The organism is Desulfomonilia bacterium, from assembly GCA_036567785.1.
Lineage (GTDB): Bacteria > Desulfobacterota > Desulfomonilia > UBA1062 > UBA1062 > DATCTV01.
Genome location: DATCTV010000049.1, coordinates 16616 through 35482, shown reverse-complemented (window position 1 = coordinate 35482; position 18867 = coordinate 16616). Strand labels below are relative to the sequence as shown.

Genomic DNA, 18867 nt, shown 5'->3' with positions numbered 1-18867 from the left:
CTATTCAGGGAAAACGCCATCAAATACTGCCGAATTATTCACTTTTCCGATTTCACCAGTAATGAGATCCGATGAGGTGTATTTTTTAACATCCGATGATGTGGCCTTTGTAATACCGGCAAAAAGCGACTTGAACCCGCCCGGCAAATCCGATGATGTGCCTATGCCGTGCATGTTTAAAGGCATGCTGAATGTATATGATGCGATCTCAACCCATGTCCTGCCGTCAAAAGAACCTGATGCGGAAATGGTTTTGCATCCGTTTGATATATTGAGGCGTACAAACGGGGCATCATGCCAGGGAATGCCTGATGGAGTCACTTTCAATCCCGGAATAAGTTTCGGCAAACAGTTTTCCCTGGTACGGATAAGGACAGACAGGGGGAGCACAGATGAAGGTCTGACAACTGCAAAGTATGGGGAACCCGGTGATAGACTTTCTCTTGCCATGATAAAGGCATTAGCGCCGGAATGCGAGAAGCTGTCAGGAACCGATATGATCCCCGACCATGTTGAATCCTCGTTTGCGGCATTTTCATACAAGAATGTGAAAGAGTCCTTAAAAGCGATTCCCAGGCCCCCGGAATCAGATACGATGCCGATAATGTCAGCCTTTTCTTTATAATCCCCGGGTATTCTGTCAGGGTCGTCAATACACTCAAACGGATAACCGGATGAATTGAATGTATTGCTCCATGGATACTCTATGCTGTTTATTTCGTTGATGGCGATGAGATTAGCCTTCTGGTCTTTTGCATCTGCGAACTTTTCTGCGCTGTCGGCATAATACACGCGGCTTACATAACCGGCATTGTAAACCTCTGCGGGATCGGTATCATTCTCCTCATACTCCATGTTGAAAAAAACTGAATTCACATCACCGAACCCGCCGGTTACGAAACACAGCCTTTCGAGAGCATCTTTCCTGTTTTCGCCTGCATATGAACCTGATGTTGGAACGAAAATGAATTTGCCGCGAAGTTCGTCGAGGTATGGCCATCCGCATGCATTGACTGAACCTTTCAAGGTTGATGCCCCGGTACACCTGTTCAAGAGGTCGGCAGGCGTAAATATCCACTCCCTCGATATATAAGAACTGATGAGGTCGTCAAAATCCTGAGGCGTATGCTTTGCGTCAAAGCCGATATCAAAGAAAACGGTTATGACCTCATGCTCTGGCATTATCTCGTGAAAGCCTTTAAGCTGAGAAAGAGCCTGGGAAAAGAGTTTGAAATTGGTTTCCATATCGGCAATATGATGATAAACGAGCCAGTCGCCGTCCGGGGCTGCCTGAAGTTTCAATACGGGCTCTCCGTAATTTGTGTGAAGATCGTATTCAATGGCGCGAACCCTGTGATAAATGAGCTGATCGATTATGCTTTCATCCCGCTGGTATGCGTTATGGGACGCCTTCTGCCTTACTTCATTATATCTAACGTCGATTCCATCTTCGTCAGGTAAAACAACAGATTCTCCATCATAAACCTTCTGGGTTGAAGCATCAGCAGCCGCTGAGCCTTCCGCATAGATTATCGGGTCATTAACGACAGTGCTGGTTTCCGTTGAACTGCATCCTGTAAATATTGAAAAGACGGCCAGGAAAAATAGTATTGAAAACCTTTTCATATCGTTCTCCGTTACGGATGGGATTTTAATAGATATTGAAGCAATACATATGCCAGTAAAGTCTATTAGATAACATATTGATATATTATAATAATTATCTTTAAGGGGCGTACCTGTTGCCCCTGATAGGAAAAACTATTTCCCAATAAAAAGCATGAAAATTCCAGAAAATTGATTTATCACAGCCTTTTGAATTTGAAGAATGATATCACTGCAGCAACAGAGACAAGCGCCGTTGCCATGATAAACCAGAAGGCCAAAGGATGGTCATGCGGAATAGGCATTGTAACATTCATTGAGAATATACTTACAACAAGTGTTGGAATCATTATAGCGATAGTAATAAGGGTTAGTGTTTTCATAAGGATATTGAGATTATTGCTGACTATTGAAACCCTTGCATCCATGAGGCCTGCGAGAATGTTCGAGTATATCTCCGCCTGTCTGAAACACTGGTTGTTTTCAACCAGGATGTCGTCCAGAAATTCCGCTTCTTCTGTCAAGAAACCGATCTTTGCAGAGGCGTTCTTGATTTTTTCAATAACAACGGTGTTTGAGTGTATGGCGTTAAGATAGTATACAAGGCTCTTTTCAAGAGTGAACAGATTGATGAGATACTTATTCTCCATCGATTCGTTAATTTTGTCTTCTATCTCGTCTGTAAGCATATTGATGATTTTGAGGTGTTCCATGAAGTGATAGGCGCTTCTGTTCAGAATTCTTAAAAAAAGGCTTCTCAGTGATGTGACCCTCATGAACTGCTTGCCTTCAAAAAGAGGCACGTCTTCAGAAATTACTATTACGAGCCTGTCTTCGAACAGGAATGCACCGGTCGAGGCAACCCTGAAAAGGAGCTGGTCATTTCCGGAATAGCTCTTTGGCATTTTGAAAATGACCGCCAGGTGGTTCGGCTCGAACTCGAGACGGGAGATCTCGTCAGGGTCAAGTGCAGAATTCAGCGTATGCTCGTCAACCTTGAGATCTTCAATAAGATAACGTTTTTCTTCGGGATCCGGATTGATAAATACCTGAATCTGGCAGTCTCTTGATGTTTCACCGTTCGTAATTTTACATTCGCAGAGCTGGTATCCTTTCATCATGGCAAGTCACCCGTGCGTTTTAAATTTTTTGGGATTGACTCTTTACCAGGCTTTCTTTCAGGCCGGCACGGTCATCCTCTTCCACCCCGGGTCAAGGATTTTCCACGCCTGGGGTATGGTTCACATGCATCTATCGCCGTTACTGTCGTCGTTATCCATAATGCGGGTTGGCTAGCATAATTCAGCGGCAGAAGTCAAAGAAAAGATGGCATACTAATAAAATAATATATTATTGAGAAAATCATGTTGGGAATAAAACCCGCAGTGAAAAACCCTGAGGAAACTACCCTTTGGAAACAGCGATAAGCACGGGCTTCCGGGACTCAGCCTGAACAGCTGTCTGTTGCCCCTGGAAAATATTTTTTGCCAAGCCTCAATGCCACAACCACAAGGCTTATCATGACAGGCACCTCTACAAGCGGCCCTATAACAGCGGCAAAAGCGGCACCGTGGCTGATACCGAATGTGGCTATTGCTACCGCGATCGCCAGTTCGAAATTGTTCGATGCTGCCGTGAAGCTGAGCGTTGTCGCCTGTCCATAGGTTGCATGAACTTTCTTGCTCATGAAAAATGAGATGAAGAACATCAAAATGAAATATATCAGCAGCGGAATGGCAATGCGCACGACGTCAAGCGGAAGGCTGATTATGTACTGGCCTTTGTATGAAAACATCACGACTATTGTAAACAGCAGTGCAATCAACGTTATCGGACTGATCTTCGAGATGAATTTTTCATGGTACCATTTTTTATCTTTTATATTTATCAACATGAATCTCGTAATGACTCCGGCTATAAAGGGTATGCCCAAGTAAATGAAAACGCTTTTGGCTATCTGGGCAATCGTAATGCTTACAGTAATGCCTTTAAGCCCGAACCATGTCGGCAGCACAGTAATGAAGACATATGCATAGACCGAGAAGAACAGCACTTGAAAGATTGAATTGAATGCCACAAGTCCTGCGCAATATTCGCAGTCTCCTTTGGCAAGGTCGTTCCAGACTATGACCATGGCAATGCAGCGCGCAAGGCCAATCATTATAAGACCCACCATGTACTCAGGTTTGTCATGAAGGAATATAACTGCAAGGGCAAACATCAATACAGGCCCTACTATCCAGTTCTGAATAAGCGACAGTCCCAGCACCTTGAAGTTTTTGAATACAGGCCCCATCTCCTCATATCGCACCTTTGCAAGAGGCGGATACATCATCAGGATAAGCCCAGCGGCAAGCGGCAGATTGGTTGTTCCCATATTGAACCTGTTCCAGAAATCGGAAACTCCCGGATTGACATAACCAATACCAACACCAAGCGCCATTGCGGCAAATATCCAGACTGTCAGGTATCGGTCCAGAAACGAAAGCCGCTTTGAAATATGTTCACTCATTACATTTTCTCCTGATATTTGAATTGTTTTTGCAGAAATCCATGGACTTTTTAGAAAGGACCTTTTCAAGAACACGACGGTCGTTTTGTATCTCATTTGAGTCAGAAAGGTTTTCCTCAAGCCAGTCCAGAAGGTCATAAGGAAATTCTTCAGAAAGCCTGTAATAAATCCACCTGCCTTCTTTTCGACTTTCAATAAGCCGTGCCACAGAAAGTTTTGACATATGTCTCGAAACAGACGGCATGGTAATATTCAGGACGTCCGCTATCTGGCATACGCAGAGCTCCTCATTACATGAAAGCATTAAAATGATTCTGAGCCGGTTTCTGTCAGCGAGTGCCTTGGTGATTTCTAAAGTTTTTTTCATCTGCATTAAGATTTATATTTAGCCAATAGGCTAACAATAATCAAACAGAATTATTATTCTTTGTTTTCAATAAACCAGAAGATCGACAAGGTACCCAGCTGCAATAGCAACTATAAAAACATTCAATACAAAGGCGAAAATCAGCTTTTTCCTGAACATGGAGCTGAGAATTATCATTTCAGGTATGCTGGCCCCAGCACCGCCGATTATAAGAGCCAATACAGTGCCGACACCCATGCCTTTTCCAACAAGAGCCGCTCCTATAGGAATAACGGTTTCGGCCCTGATGTACATGGGAATGCCAATGAATACAGCAACAGGAATAGAAAACGGATTACCCGGACCTGCCAGTCTAACAACAAGGGCCTGTGGAAAGAAGCCATAAATAAATGCTCCAATGCCAGCCCCAAGGAGCAGATACCAGAAGACTTCCTTAAAAGTATCAAAAGCCGACAAAGAAGCCCGTTTCATCTTTTCCTTAAATGAATCTTCCGCTGGTGTTTCATTTTCAAAACTGACAGAACAGCATGATGATTCGTCTGGGTTTGATTCAGTTTGTGCAGACTCTGGTGCACAGCAGCAAGAATTCTGATTGTTTTTAATGCTGATAATCGGAGAAGGTTGGGCTTTCCCGGAAGAACAACAACATTCAGTTGAATCATTCTTGTACATCAAAGGGTCATAGTCTTGATTTGACGCTCCTGCGCAGCAATCTTCCTGGATTTTCAGAAGAGGTTTCACCTGGTTCTCCATGCCAAACCTTGACAACATGGCTGCCGCAATGATGGAACCCAAAAAAGTAACAATTACATAAACAGCGGTTACTTTGATTCCAAGAAGTGAAAGTATAAGTGCAATGATTATCGGGTTTAGTACAGGCGAAGAAAACAGAAACGCCATAACCGGCCCGAAAGGAACACCTCCCTTAAGCAACCCGGCTGTGATTGGAACGGTTGAGCAGGAACAAAAAGGGGTGACAGCACCCATGCCGGCGCCGATAATATACTGCACCCATGTAAACTTGTTTGACAGATAATCCCTTATTCGGGAAGGAGGCAAATATTCCATAAGCACGCCAATGATAAATGATACAGCTATAAAGATGAGTATCAGCTCACCTGTTATGATGAGAAAGAATTTTCCTGCTGTGATGAAATTATTCAATCCGAACATCCATACCTCCTGTGCATTTGTCAGGACCTTGTATCAGGCTTGCTTTTGTTCTTTGATACAAACAGTCTCTTGGTATTCAATTGCCTTGTAAATATAGGGAATCGTGGTTTTCCAGGCCTCAACAGCCACCTTGTAAGCCTCAAAGCCTTGAGAAGTCAGAGTATAGACCCGTCTTTTCTGGGCACCCTTGAGCTGTTTGTCTTCCCTGACTTCCGTGTATCCATGCTGATTTAATTCCTTGAGGATTGGATATATAGTCCCATACGTGGGGATACAGCAGCCGCAGGTAAGGGATTCAAGTTCCTTCAATATCCCATAGCCATGGTTAGGTCCCTTTGATAACACCTTCAAGATCAGCATCCTGGAAAGTCCGTTGTTTATCAATGATTTCCAATAGTTTACGTTATTAAGGTCCATTGGACTGCATCCTTTTGATTTATTTTATATGTTACATATAGGAGTCATTATATTGGTAGTCAATATATATAATCTGAACAACTTATCTGAAATACTATTCCTGCTTATTTAAATAGCAGCGTGGATAATTTCAACAGCAATGGTTTTTACAGTTGTCCTCGGATGCTTCAAGATTACACTAAATTCCGTATTTAGCGGCAACCGGAATATTGACGACTCCCTGATAAATCTTGAAGATAGCCCCAACCAGCGCCATCCAGACAAATGCTGCCATGGATGTTCCAATGGCAAGCTTCATCGGTGCCCTGAAAAAATACAGGAATGACGGGACAAGAGCGTAGCCGCCGCCCAAACCGATTATTCCAGCAAGAAAACCAATACTTGAACCAAGAACCGATTTGGTTACGACGGTGCCTGGCATATCAGTTCCTGATGGGGGAGGGGGAGTCTTTCCAAGAACCCCTTCATAGAGCATGCGCAGAGAAACGATAATAAATGTCATACCGATAATCAGATGTATGACGTTGCCGAAATTTTTAATATAACTTAAGAATTGGTTATCTATAATGTATTCAATTCAAATGATTTTTAAGCCGGATCCAAATGTTGAATCCGGCTTAAGAATTGGTTAACCTACTGCTTGCGCCACCCTGCCCAGACAGGTATGCCATTATCATTTCTCAGGACAAGAGTGGCATCTCCCTTTTTAATCTCGGAGGCGATTATAAAAGTTTTCCCTGAATAAATGGCCTTTGCGCCTTTAACTTCGATGGTATCTCCCTTATTCAGTTTTGTATCCAGTCTTGAAATATACCAGTCAGGTCCAAGGTGAACGGTTAGACTTTCCTTGTCTGTTTTTAGAATCAGAGCAACCGCATTATGTACGCCTTTCATGGGATTTATCATTTCGACAGATTCGATTACGCCCTTTACTGTTTCGAGTTTTGAAGGATCAAAAAGGCTCTGATAAGGCGTGCCTGTTCCCCATCCGCCGCTGCCTCTCCAGTTATAGCCCGTTTTTGCCGACGCTTCGGCGGAAATTCCGAGAACCAGCAATGAAACAACCGTTAATGCGATAACTGTCTTTTTCATAATAGCTCTCCTTATCTTTTTATTCATGCCGTTTGATTCATCATCAGACCAGCATGTTTTTTATCTTCGCCTTGTCCGGAAGGATTTTGCCATTATGCAGAACCTGGCCGTCCATCTTTAAAACCGGGGTTCTGGGAAAATATTTGATAAATGCGCTGAAATCCTTAATATGCTCGACCTGAGCCTCGATTCCGTTTTCCATTACGACTTCTTCAACCCTTTTATACAGAGTTTTGCAGAAGGGGCACCCCGGACCGATAATCTCAATCTTTTTCATCTTCATACTTCTCTTTCTAGATTATTTTAAATGTGTAGATGAGGGCATAGTATCCGCCGACCAGCACAAAAATTATTCCGGTTGCGTATCTCGCCCATTTTTCAAAACGGGTGATTCCTTTGAAGAAACTGCCAAGCGAATGCATACCGAAAGCGATGAGGAAGGCAAAAAGGATGACAGGCAGACCGGTTCCGAAACCATATAATGACGGAAACATGACCGGCGATTTCACTGAAAGCGCAAGCGGTATGAGGCTGCCGAAAAACAGAGCCGCTGAAACCGGGCAGAATGCAAGTGAAAAAATTATCCCAAGAAGGAACGGCCCTGTAACCATGCCTTTTCCTGCAAGTTTTTTAAACCTGTCGGCGTTTATTCCCGGCAGGCTGATATTGATAAAACCGAACAGGAATATGCCTGTTATGAAAAGCATGGGGCCTAAAATGGCGTTCATATATCTTTGAAGGAAGTTGGCGACATCCGGCACGGATGAAAGCCCGGCGCTCAACATAACGCCCACAGCCGCATAGGCAAAGACCCTTCCTGTTGTATAGGCGATGCCGGAGACGAACACCTTCATGTGAGATGTCATGTCCTTGCCTATGTAGGAAATGGCCGCAATGTTGGTTGCAAGAGGGCAGGGGCTGATGGAAGTGAGTATCCCCAGCCACATGGCTGCCCAGATATCCAGCAACGTCATCTATTTAGCGCCTTTCATAAACTGTCTTAATTCATCAGAGATATAGAGCCTGAATTCATATTCATTCCTTAATTTTTTCCATATCTGATCCAGGTTCTTCCAGCGGGTTTCCTTGCCGTTTTTTACTTCGGAAATAATGACTGATTTTGTGTAAAGCCCGTAATCTTTTATGTAATGCTTATTTTGAGGAGTCTCAACATCGACCGAGCGGAATTCAACAAGGCCGCTTTTAACCTCTTTTGCAAAATCCTTCTCAATGGTCTCTTTTGTCATCTTCTCCATCTGGATGCATGAATGGCAGCGGCCTGTAGTGCGGAAATAATACACGATGTATTTTGTATCTGCCTTAGCGGCTGCATCAGCAAGGACAGGACAAAAGACAAATGCAAAAGCAACCAGCAGCAATAAATATTTTCTCATAATTTTCTCCTTTATGAAAAGCATGTAAGATGAATAAATTTAAGACATTCAGCTTAGATGTTTTTTTATATCTTCCGGCTTTAAAACCTTGCCCGCGCTGATGACCTTACCGTCTATTGCTATGGCGGGCGTGCTCATTACACCGAAATTCATGATTTCTTTAATATCTGAAATCTTTTCGATCTCTGCATCAATTCCAAGCTCCTTGATTGCTGTTTCGGCATTTGCCTTGAGCATGTTGCATTTCGGGCACCCTGTTCCGAGTATCTGTATCTTTTTCATAAAAATTCCTCCGAATAGTTTTTTAAACGATTGCTCCGTAGACCATCCCTGATATTGTCGCCATAATTACAACCAGAATTATATAAACAAGTGTCTTCCTGGGGCCGATCACACTGTTTATAACCAGCATGCTGGGAAGAGACAGCGCCGGTCCGGCAAGCAGCAGCGCGAGTGCAGGGCCCTGTCCCATGCCGCTGTCGATAAGCCCTCTTACTATCGGCACTTCGGTAAGCGTTGCAAAATACATCAATGCACCTGAAAGTGAAGCGAAAAAGTTAGTCCACACCGGCCATATCAGATTAAGCCAGGCAGGAGCTTCACCAATCATACCCGTAAGTGACATGAAAGCCTCGGGCGTATTACCGACAAAGGCCTGAATCCAGATGCTTGGGATTATTCCTGCATCCTTGGATTCAGGACTTCCAAGAAGAAATCCTGCTACAAGAACGCCCCCGAAAAGCAGAGGCGTTATCTGTTTTGCAAACCCCCATGTCTGTTCTCTCCAGTCGGTCATTTCCGAACCGGAATAAAAAGTAATTATTGAAAGTGCAATGACTCCTGCCGTGACGGCCATAGAAGGCATGCCGGGCATGACGAATGTCATGGCGGCGGTTGCAACTGCGCCGATTAACAGATAGAGAAATTTAACCTTGAAAAAACGCCACAACACGGCTGCGAACATGATGCCGAATAATGCTGTAACAACCCATTTTGCCGAGAAGATTGCGTGCCATATTCCAGTTGTCTCAACCGGTCTGCCCCAGTTGGCAAAGACCAGTATCCCTATCATGGAAAAGAAGAACAGCACGGTCTGCCAGAGCGGTCTTTCGTTTTCTATATCATCGCCGTAATAGACTTCACCTGCCGCCTGAACCTTGGCGCGCTCTTCCTTGATAAAAATAAAGTGCATCAAAAGCCCTATGACAATACTGAACAAGACAGCTCCTATTGCTCGTGCCAGCCCCATTTCCCAGCCGATGACTCTGGCGGTAAGCACGATTGCCAGAACATTTATTGCAGGGCCGGAATACAAAAAGGCTATGGCTGGACCAAGGCCTGCGCCGCGCATGTATATGCCGCCGAAAAGAGGAAGCACCGTGCAGGAGCACACCGCAAGCACTGTTCCGGATACCGAAGCAACAGAATATGAAAGCCATTTCTTGGCTGTAGGCCCGAAGTATTTCATGACCGACGCCTGCGAAATGAACACACCGATTGCTCCTGCTATGAAAAAGGCTGGCACCAGACATAAAAGTACGTGCTCCCTGGCATACCATCTGAGAAGTCTGAAAGCTTCGATTACGGCGCCCTGAAAACGCAGGGAATCTACAGGCAGAAAGAAAATTATTGCAAAGGCCGCTATCAGGTACAAAAGTATTTTAAGTTCTTTATTCATATATCAATCCTTTTTCATTAATTTTGCCTGACGGGCGAGCCTTTCCATGAGTACGTTTTCAGCACAGCCGACTGCATTCAGTATGCATGGCGTCTCGAGATGATGTATAACCCGCATGCCATCTCTGCGTTCGCTCACTATTCCGGCCTTCTTTAAAACAGCGAGATGTCGCGATACATTTGACTGGTCTACATTCACCAGTGTGTTCATGTCGCAAACGCACATGTCGCCCCTGCTGAGTGCATCCACAAGGATTATGCGCACAGGGTGGGCCAGTGCCTTCAATATTTCCGCTTTGATCTTTGCCTGTTCAATTTTCATGTACATACCTTATGTAATTATGTGCATAAGGTCAATAGCTAATCAGCCATGATTTGAAGACAAATCGATTTTCTTGATTCAAATCAATTACAACAGTTACCATCAAGCCCTATATTAAGAACATCAAATATGCTGAACATGCATAAAAATATAAACAGGTTAAAAGGAGAAACTATGATGGAAACAGAAAGCCTTGTAAAACATGCAACGGACAGTGACTTCGATGCTATGGTAATCAACTCCGAAATGCCTGCACTGGTTGATTTCTGGGCCCCGTGGTGCGGACCGTGCAGGGCTATAGCCCCGGTTCTTGAAGATCTGGCAAAGGATTACAGCGGTAAGGTCAATATCGTTAAAGTAAATGTTGACGAAAATCCGGCAGTATCGCGGGAATATTCAGTCAGGAGCATTCCGATGCTTGTTCTTTTCAACAAAGGACAGGTAAGGGAATCCATGCTGGGATCAAGACCCAAAGAACAGCTCTCGGCAATGATTGAGAGAGGCTTGTCATCATGAGTGAAGCACTGATTTTTATTGGCATAATAGTACTGTGGTTTATCCTGCAGGTGTTTATTCTGCCCAGGTTCGGCGTTCAGACATGAATGAGCAGTGCCTGTCAGGTTGACAGAAAGGATGATCACAAAAAGAAAGAAGGGCAGCTTAAAGGATAATTTTAGCGCCCCGGACTGACGGTTTTCAGTCAATCAAGTATTGTCATTGAAAGCAGCAGAGTTCTGTGGCTACATTGCATACCATGAAAGAGCTGGATAAGATCGATATGGATATATTAAGGCTCGCTCAGGGCGATCTCCCTGTATGTAAAGAGCCTTTTGCTTTATGGGCCGCAGAACTCGGAATATCTCAGGAAGAGCTTATAAACCGCTTGAAGATGTTCAAAGAAAACGGCATCATCCGTGATTTCAAGGCAATTCTTAGGCATCAGAAGGCCGGCATTCTGGCAAATGCAATCGTGACATGGGCGGTTAAAGAGGAAAGGGTGGAAGAGGCCGGTAAAGAGCTTTCCGGATATGAGGCCATAACCCACTGCTATGAACGTCCTGATTTCGGTGCATATAATATCTTCACAATGATTCATGCGAGAACAAAAAAGGAACTTCAAGATCTGATAAACATGATTTCAGAGGAAACAGGCCTCAGAGACTATAAAATCTTCTGGAGCAAGCGGGAATTCAAGAAGTCCTCAATGCAATATTTTTAGATAATCATACCTCTGATGAGAAATTTTCCTTGCGCCTTCCCTGGATACTTTCTGATTGAAGGCATTGACCCGTGAAATATAAACATTAATATTTTAAATTATAGCTTGAGATATAAGACTACATAATTGAAATATCCATGAGGAGTTTGTGTTGGGGATAAGGAGGGGTCACCGGAATGAAATCCTGGCTTTCGGGCTTGCGTTTCCGCCTCATGGTGCTCGTCATTCTCGCCATGGTGCCTGTAAGCCTGCTTATGTTTACCCGAATAATAATCGAGAGAAATGAAAATATCCTTAAAATTAAAAAAGACGGATTGAAAACCGCTGAACTAAGCGCATCCGGCGCCGCCCGTCTTGTAGAAGGATGCAGGCAGCTTCTCCTGTCCCTCGCATACTCAAGTGAGCTGATAAAACAGAACATCCAGATGGAAACGGAACTTATTCAAAATTTAGGCATGGCGACACAAGAGTATCTGATGATAGGCATATGCGATCCGGAAGGTCTGATTATTTCATCTTCCGTTCCGGCAGATAAAAGAATTTATGTCCATGACCGTGAATGGTTCAAACGTTTGCAGAAGTCAAAGGATTTCAGTGTAGGAGACTATCAGGTTGGCAGAATAACAGGAAAACCCGGTATAACTTTCGGTTATCCTATCATTTCGGACAACTCTGCCGGCAAACCTGCGGCCTCGGTTTTTGTCACGCTTGACCAGAGGGTACTGAACCTTCTGATCAACAAAATTGTCCTCCCGAAAGGCTCTCTGGTCAATCTGATTGACAGAAACGGCATAATCATAACCAGAAACCCGGACAATGAATTGCTTCAGGGCAAATCAAGCATGGGGTTCAAGGAATTCAGGCGAGCCGGTAAAAAGCCGGGGGAATATGTCGAAGCAATAGGTACTGACGGCAATAAGAGGCTTTTTACGTTCATATACGTCCCTGGAAGCGACGATGGTTTGTTCGTTGGGGTTGGCCTTTCTTTAAACCAGATATACAGAGATACCCGTAAAAACATGATCACAGGTTTTATCTGGCTTGGTCTGTCTATGGCCGTGGCGTTTATTTTTGTCTGGTTCGCAACGGACATTTCAATAATAAGGCATGTCCGGAAGCTTGTTAATGCAACGAAGATGCTGGCAGAAGGAAAAACAGGGGCAAGGGCCATCTTAAAAGGCGGAACAAAGGAGATAAAAGAGCTGGCTGTTTCATTTAATGAAATGGCGGATTCACTTGAAAGATACAGTAGAAATCTGGAACAGCTTGTTGCCGAACGTACTGCTGCGCTTGAGACGGCCAATAAGAACCTTTTTGAAAGCGAAGAGCTTTTCAGAATGTCTTTCGAAAACGCCAGCATCGGAAAATCGCTGATAAGGCCTGACGGAATCTTTCTAAGGGTCAATCAGGCCTTTTGCGACCTTCTGGGATACACGCGGGAAGAATTCCAGGACATGAATTTTATGGATATTACTTACCCCGATGACATTGCATCAAGCCAAATGGCTGTCAGCCGTCTTTTTTCAGGCGAAATTTCCGCCATACATCTGGAAAAACGATATATCCGCAAAGACGGACAGATTGTCTGGGGCGAACTTTCTTCCGTCCTGCTGCGCGACAAAGAAAATAAACCGCTATATCTGATTACCCATGTTATTGACATAACCGAACGGAAACGGGCTGATGCCGAGCTTAAGGAACGCGATGAAAGATTCAGAAAGCTTTCTTCCCAGGTTCCGGGGATGATTTACGAGTTCTTGAAGAATCCTGACGGAACCTATTGCATTCCATTCTCTACCGAGGCCATAGAGGACATCTTCGGCTGTTCCGCAAGGGATGTGCGCAACGATTTTTCTCCAATAACAAAGGTTATATTGCCTGATGACATGAGTAAGGTAATCGGCTCGATTGAATATTCAGCCGAGCACATGACCCCCTGGTTGTGCGAATTTCGCGTTCAGGTTCCGGACAAACCTCTCAGATGGATTCTGGGTCAGTCAAAACCTGAAAAACTCTCTGACGGCAGCGTATACTGGTACGGATTCGCAACAGATATTACCGAGCGAAAACTCTCTGAAGATGCGCTGTTTGCATCGGAGGAACGCTTCCGCATTGCCGCAGGTAACGCAAGCGATCTGATCTGGGAATGGAACATACATGACGGAAGCCTGCAATGGTTTGGTGCGGTAGATGACATGCTCGGGTATGAACAGGGTGAATTTCCGAGGACTATAGAGGCATGGGAGGAAAGCATCCATCCCGACGACCGGGACCGCGTAATAAGTAAGCTCAACCTGCACATTGAAAAAGGCGCCCCTTATATCGAGGAATACCGCATCCGGCGCAAGGACGGGACATACGGAATATGGTCGGACAGGGGAGATTCGGTAAGGGACGCCAAAGGAATATCTGTAAAAATGATCGGCACCAGCACGGACATTACCAGACTCAGACATGATGAAGAGGCACTTAGGATTTCTGAAGAAAACTACCGGGCAATATTCGATACGGCAAACGATGCCATCTTCATTCATGATCTGAAGGACGGAAGTATCCTGGATGTCAACAGAAGAATGTGCGAGATGTATTCTTATACTCATGAGGAGGCGTTGGCGCTTGATATAGAATCAATCAGCGAAGGACATCCGCCTTATTCGAGTGATGATGCAACCGAAAAGATCAGGGCAGCTCAAACAAAGGGCCCGCAGCTCTTTGAGTGGATGGCAAAAGATAAATACGGAAAGATTTTCTGGGTGGAAGTCAACCTCAAGCTCAGTTTTATAGGCGGTAAAGAAGTCGTGATGGCCATTGTTAGAGACATTTCGGAAAGGAAGAAAAACGAGGAAGAAAGACAAAATCTCGAGAAGCAGCTTCATCATGCTCAAAAACTGGAAAGCCTCGGCGTGCTTGCCGGAGGGATAGCACATGACTTCAACAACATACTTATGGCCATCCTCGGCAATTCCGAACTCGGGCTCATGAATACCCCTGACGGTTCGCCCCTGCGCCCGAGATTCGAGGCAATAATCAAGGCATCATTAAGGGCCTCTGAGATATGCAAACAGATGCTTGCATATTCAGGCAAGGGCCGCTTCATAATTCAATCCATCGACATTACCGATGTGATACGGGAAATGATGCCCATGCTTGAAGTATCTGTCAGCAAGAATGTCCTTCTTGACTACAGCCTTGCTGAAGGTCTTCCACTCATCGAAGCGGACAGATCACAGATTCAGCAGATAATCATGAATCTCGTCATCAACGCATCCGAGGCCATTGGCGAAAAGAGTGGCGTAATAAATATTTCGACCGGGTTCATGGAAATCGACAGGAAATATCTTGATGAGGCTCAACTGGAAAACGACCTGCAGGAAGGCAACTATGTATATCTTGAAATTGCTGACACGGGCTGCGGTATCGACAAAGCAACATTATCCAGGATATTTGATCCGTTTTTCTCGACAAAGTTCACAGGCAGGGGCCTTGGGCTGCCGGCTGTGCACGGAATAATCCGCGGCCACAAGGGCGGCATAAATATAATAAGCGAGCCCGGCAAAGGCTCAATATTCAGGGTGATGCTGCCGGCAGTCACGTATCAGGTGGAACAGGCTCCCATATTGAAGAACAAAGAAAAAGTCTTTACAGAAAGCGGGACCATCCTTCTTGTTGATGATGAAGAATCGATAAGGACGCTTGGCCGCGTCATGCTCGAACGTATGGGCTTCAGCGTATTTTCTGCAGCAGACGGCAGGGAAGCCGTTGACATATTCCGCAAAAACAGAAACCGGATTGTTTGCGTCCTGCTTGATTTGACAATGCCCAATATGAGCGGTGAGGAAACATTCAGGGAACTGAGGATCATTCAGCCAGACATACCGATTATTATAAGCAGCGGTTACAATGAAGCTGAAGTGAAGGGCCGCTTTACCGGAATGAATCTTTCCGGCTTTATCCAGAAACCTTATCATATGAATGATCTTATAGTGATATTGAAAAAGGTGATAAATGGATAATTCAACCATCTTGACTGATAAAATGTACATAAAGTTAAAGTATGTCCTTCTGGCGATATTTGTTATGGTATTCCTAGGTATAAGCCTTTCCGGCTGGCTTTACATGAAAAAACAGCAGGCGGACGAGACCCGGAGAATTAACCAGAATCTAAGCGCCATTGCCGATCTCAAGGTACAGCAGATAGTGAACTGGAGAAATGAGAGGCTGGGAGATGCAAATCTGGTATACAAATCTAACCTGATCGCGGAAACAGTAGAATCATATCTCTCAGATCCATACTCGCCGCGGGCACGGAAGCACATACTTGACTGGATGACAGTCATTCAGAAAAGCTTCAACTATAAGAAAATTACCCTGTATGATAACAAGTTGAAGCCTCTCATTTCAGTTCCGTCCATTCGCGCTTCAGAGGATGAATCTTTAACGAGTGTCAAATCTAAGGTTCTTAGCTCGGATAAGATATTGATGTTCGATCTTTACCGGGAAACGTCGGGGGGAATAGCAATTGATCTTACAGTGCCTGTTTATCCGCCCGATATACAATCATCAGCCGGGAATACTTCACCGATAGCCTTCATAATCTTTGAGATCGATCCATACCTATTTTTATACCCCCTCATTCAGAAATGGCCGACACCCAGCAAGACCGCCGAAACACTCCTTGTCGAAAGGAAAGGTGACAAGGTCCTGTATCTGAACGAACTCAGGCATGTGAAAGGGACAGCACTTAAGCTTGAAAAGCCAGTTAATGATCCGAATCTGCCTGCAGCCATTGCCTTGAGCGGAAGAAAGGGGGCCTTTGAAGGCATCGACTACCGGGGCGTTCCGGTAATTGCGGCCTCTGAAGCAATTCCTGGAACAGCTTGGACGATGATTGCAAAAATGGATAAAACTGAGATTTATAAACCGATGTACGACAGGCTTTTTGCAACAGGCCTGGCAATCGCCGTGATACTGATTGCATCCATACTGGGTATAAGCGGTATCTGGTGGCGTTATAATTCTAAAGTACTTGAACGGGATGTCGAAACGCGCAGACGCTCAGAAGCGGTTATTCGTGAGTCAGAAGAAAAGTTCCATCTGCTTGCCGATTTCACGCATGACTGGGACTACTGGATTGATAATGACAGGCACTTTGTATATTCATCCCCATCTTGTGAACAGATAACGGGCTATAAGCCGGAAGAATTTATCATTAATCCTGAATTGGTGATAGATATCGTCCATAAAGATGACCGGGAAAGGATTGCTTCACACATAAATGAATTTCATGCCTCGGACAAGTTGAGCCATGCAGAGTTCAGAATCATACATAAGGACGGCTCAGTCAGGTGGATCGACCATGTATGCAAACCAATACTAAATTCCGCCTCCATAAACATCGGCAGACGGGCCAGCAATCGCGACATAACAGAGCGAAAAAAATCGGAAGCGCTTCTTCAACGCGAGCGAGAGCTGTATATTGATCTGGTAAACACTCAGCCTGCCGGTATATACCGGCTTAGAGTATTTCCAAAGGAGGCAAGTAGCGGCTCCGACAATCCTCATTATCTCATTGAGATGGTAAACGACAGGTTTTATGAAATTTTAGGCATAGAAAAAGAGATAATCAAAATCAATCCCGGCTTTATCAATGAAATGATATATTCAGAGGACAAGGACGGCTTCACGGCAAAGCGTATCGAAGCAAATACCAATTCAACCCCTTTTTCATGGGAAGGCAGGATAAATACGAATGCCGGTATCAAATGGATCCATTACGAGTCGATCCCGCGGCCGGCTGAGAACGGGCACATGCTATGGACGGGCGTCATATATGACATTACAGAAAGCAGGAGGCGGGAAGAAGAACGAAGGAAGATCGAAGAAGGGTTGCAGCAGACCCAGAGGCTTGAGAGTCTTGGCGTGCTTGCAGGCGGGATCGCACATGACTTCAATAATATTCTGACAGCCATCCTGGGAAATGCGGAGCTTGCGCTTATGGATCTTTCAGAGTTGTCTCCGGCAAGACCCAGGATCGAGTCTATCAACAAAGCTTCCTTGAGAGCGGCCGACCTCTGCAGGCAGATGCTTGCATATTCGGGGAAGGGAAGGTTTGTAATCATGCCTGTTGACCTCTCGGAGATAGTGGAGGAGATGAGCCGCATGCTTGAAGTTTCCGTATCGAAAAAGGCCATTCTGAATTTCAAACTTGCAAAGGAACTGCCTTCAATACACGCAGACGTATCCCAGATTCAGCAGATCATCATGAACCTTATAATAAACGCATCCGAAGCCATCGGTGAAAACAGCGGTGCAATATACATTGAGACGGGTCTTATAGAGTGCAACAGGGATTACCTGCAAAAGCTTCAGCTGCAAAGCGATCTTAAGGAAGGATATTATGTTTACCTGGAAGTGGCGGATACCGGCTGTGGTATGGACAAGACTACGATGTCGAAGATTTTTGACCCGTTCTTCTCGACAAAATTTACCGGCAGAGGCCTTGGCCTTTCAGCAGTTCAAGGGATAGTAAAAGGCCACAAGGGTGCCATGAAGATCTACAGCGAACCAGGCAAAGGATCCACATTCAAGGTGCTGTTCCCTGTTGTTGATGCACTGCCTAATTCCGTATCTCCCGAACAAAAGGAAGATGATAAGCTCTGGAAGAGCAGCGGTACTGTCCTGCTGGTGGATGACGAGGAATCGATCAGAGCCCTCGGAAGGCTTCTTCTCGAACGTCTGGGTTTTGATGTAATGCTTGCTTCCGATGGAAGAGAGGCCCTTAACATATTCAATATGCACAAAGAAAAGATACGCTGTATCATTCTTGACCTTACAATGCCGCATATGGATGGAGAGCAGACATTCCGCGAACTGCGCTCAATCGATCCTGAAATACCAGTAATAATGAGCAGCGGTTATAACGAACAGGACGTAGTCCACCGCTTCCTGGGCAAAGGTCTCTCCGGTTTTGTACAAAAGCCTTACCGCATAAGCACTTTTTCATCCGCTCTTAAGAAAATTCTGTCGAATGACGTTAAAAATCCCCCTTCCGGCAGTAAAATTTAAATTTTATTTGTCTATGCAACCGCT

General features: G+C 44.8%; 18 protein-coding genes. 4 read left to right on the top strand and 14 right to left on the bottom strand.

The window, feature by feature from the left end:
• The 14 genes from VIS94_13620 to VIS94_13555 form a co-directional block, all read right to left on the bottom strand.
• Entirely contained in the window at positions 1-1626 is a 1626-nt protein-coding gene (locus VIS94_13620) for a Ca2+-dependent phosphoinositide-specific phospholipase C (GenBank protein HEY9162110.1), read from the bottom strand.
• Positions 1627-1805: 179 nt separating this feature from the next.
• A complete protein-coding gene (locus tag VIS94_13615; GenBank protein HEY9162109.1) occupies positions 1806-2726 on the bottom strand; it encodes a magnesium transporter CorA family protein in 921 nt (306 codons plus the stop codon).
• A 323-nt stretch (positions 2727-3049) separates the two neighbouring features.
• Entirely contained in the window at positions 3050-4117 is a 1068-nt protein-coding gene (gene arsB, locus VIS94_13610) for an ACR3 family arsenite efflux transporter (protein ID HEY9162108.1), read from the bottom strand.
• Positions 4110-4484 carry a metalloregulator ArsR/SmtB family transcription factor gene (locus VIS94_13605; GenBank protein ID HEY9162107.1) on the bottom strand — a complete coding sequence of 125 codons (375 nt, stop codon included), beginning with the start codon at positions 4482-4484 and terminating at the stop codon, positions 4110-4112. The genes arsB and VIS94_13605 overlap by 8 nt, the downstream gene beginning before the upstream one ends.
• 66 nt (positions 4485-4550) lie before the next feature.
• Positions 4551-5657: a permease gene (locus VIS94_13600; protein ID HEY9162106.1), complete on the bottom strand. Its 1107-nt coding sequence runs from the start codon at positions 5655-5657 to the stop codon at positions 4551-4553.
• A gap of 33 nt (positions 5658-5690) precedes the next feature.
• The gene (locus tag VIS94_13595; GenBank protein HEY9162105.1) at positions 5691-6074 is read right to left on the bottom strand and encodes a PadR family transcriptional regulator; all 384 of its coding nucleotides are present in this window, start codon (positions 6072-6074) and stop codon (positions 5691-5693) included.
• Between the two features lie 178 nt (positions 6075-6252).
• Positions 6253-6594: a TSUP family transporter gene (locus tag VIS94_13590; GenBank protein HEY9162104.1), complete on the bottom strand. Its 342-nt coding sequence runs from the start codon at positions 6592-6594 to the stop codon at positions 6253-6255.
• 113 nt (positions 6595-6707) lie between these two features.
• The gene (locus tag VIS94_13585; GenBank protein HEY9162103.1) at positions 6708-7166 is read right to left on the bottom strand and encodes a DNA-binding protein; all 459 of its coding nucleotides are present in this window, start codon (positions 7164-7166) and stop codon (positions 6708-6710) included.
• Between the two features lie 43 nt (positions 7167-7209).
• Complete coding sequence (locus VIS94_13580; protein ID HEY9162102.1) at positions 7210-7443, bottom strand: thioredoxin family protein; 234 nt, start codon at positions 7441-7443, stop codon at positions 7210-7212.
• 16 nt (positions 7444-7459) lie between these two features.
• The gene (locus tag VIS94_13575) at positions 7460-8140 is read right to left on the bottom strand and encodes an aromatic aminobenezylarsenical efflux permease ArsG family transporter (protein ID HEY9162101.1); all 681 of its coding nucleotides are present in this window, start codon (positions 8138-8140) and stop codon (positions 7460-7462) included.
• On the bottom strand, positions 8141-8560 hold the full coding sequence (locus tag VIS94_13570) for a nitrophenyl compound nitroreductase subunit ArsF family protein (GenBank protein HEY9162100.1): 420 nt from the start codon (positions 8558-8560) through the stop codon (positions 8141-8143).
• A gap of 48 nt (positions 8561-8608) precedes the next feature.
• Positions 8609-8842, bottom strand: coding sequence for a thioredoxin family protein (locus tag VIS94_13565; protein ID HEY9162099.1), 234 nt, complete (start codon positions 8840-8842; stop codon positions 8609-8611).
• Positions 8843-8864: 22 nt separating this feature from the next.
• On the bottom strand, positions 8865-10238 hold the full coding sequence (locus VIS94_13560; protein HEY9162098.1) for a permease: 1374 nt from the start codon (positions 10236-10238) through the stop codon (positions 8865-8867).
• A gap of 3 nt (positions 10239-10241) precedes the next feature.
• A complete protein-coding gene (locus VIS94_13555) occupies positions 10242-10559 on the bottom strand; it encodes a metalloregulator ArsR/SmtB family transcription factor (protein HEY9162097.1) in 318 nt (105 codons plus the stop codon).
• 177 nt (positions 10560-10736) lie between these two features.
• Between VIS94_13555 and trxA the strand changes: the two genes are divergently transcribed.
• The 4 genes from trxA to VIS94_13535 all read left to right on the top strand — a co-directional run bounded on the left by trxA (position 10737) and on the right by VIS94_13535 (position 18843).
• The gene (gene trxA, locus VIS94_13550) at positions 10737-11075 is read left to right on the top strand and encodes a thioredoxin (protein ID HEY9162096.1); all 339 of its coding nucleotides are present in this window, start codon (positions 10737-10739) and stop codon (positions 11073-11075) included.
• Between the two features lie 220 nt (positions 11076-11295).
• Entirely contained in the window at positions 11296-11778 is a 483-nt protein-coding gene (locus VIS94_13545) for an Lrp/AsnC family transcriptional regulator (GenBank protein ID HEY9162095.1), read from the top strand.
• 176 nt (positions 11779-11954) lie between these two features.
• Positions 11955-15791, top strand: a complete 3837-nt coding sequence (locus VIS94_13540) for a PAS domain S-box protein (GenBank protein ID HEY9162094.1) — start codon at positions 11955-11957, stop codon at positions 15789-15791.
• Positions 15784-18843 (top strand): PAS domain-containing protein, encoded by a 3060-nt coding sequence (locus tag VIS94_13535; GenBank protein HEY9162093.1) that lies wholly within the window; start codon positions 15784-15786, stop codon positions 18841-18843. Before VIS94_13540 ends, VIS94_13535 begins: the two co-directional genes overlap by 8 nt.
• Positions 18844-18867: the final 24 nt, after the last annotated feature.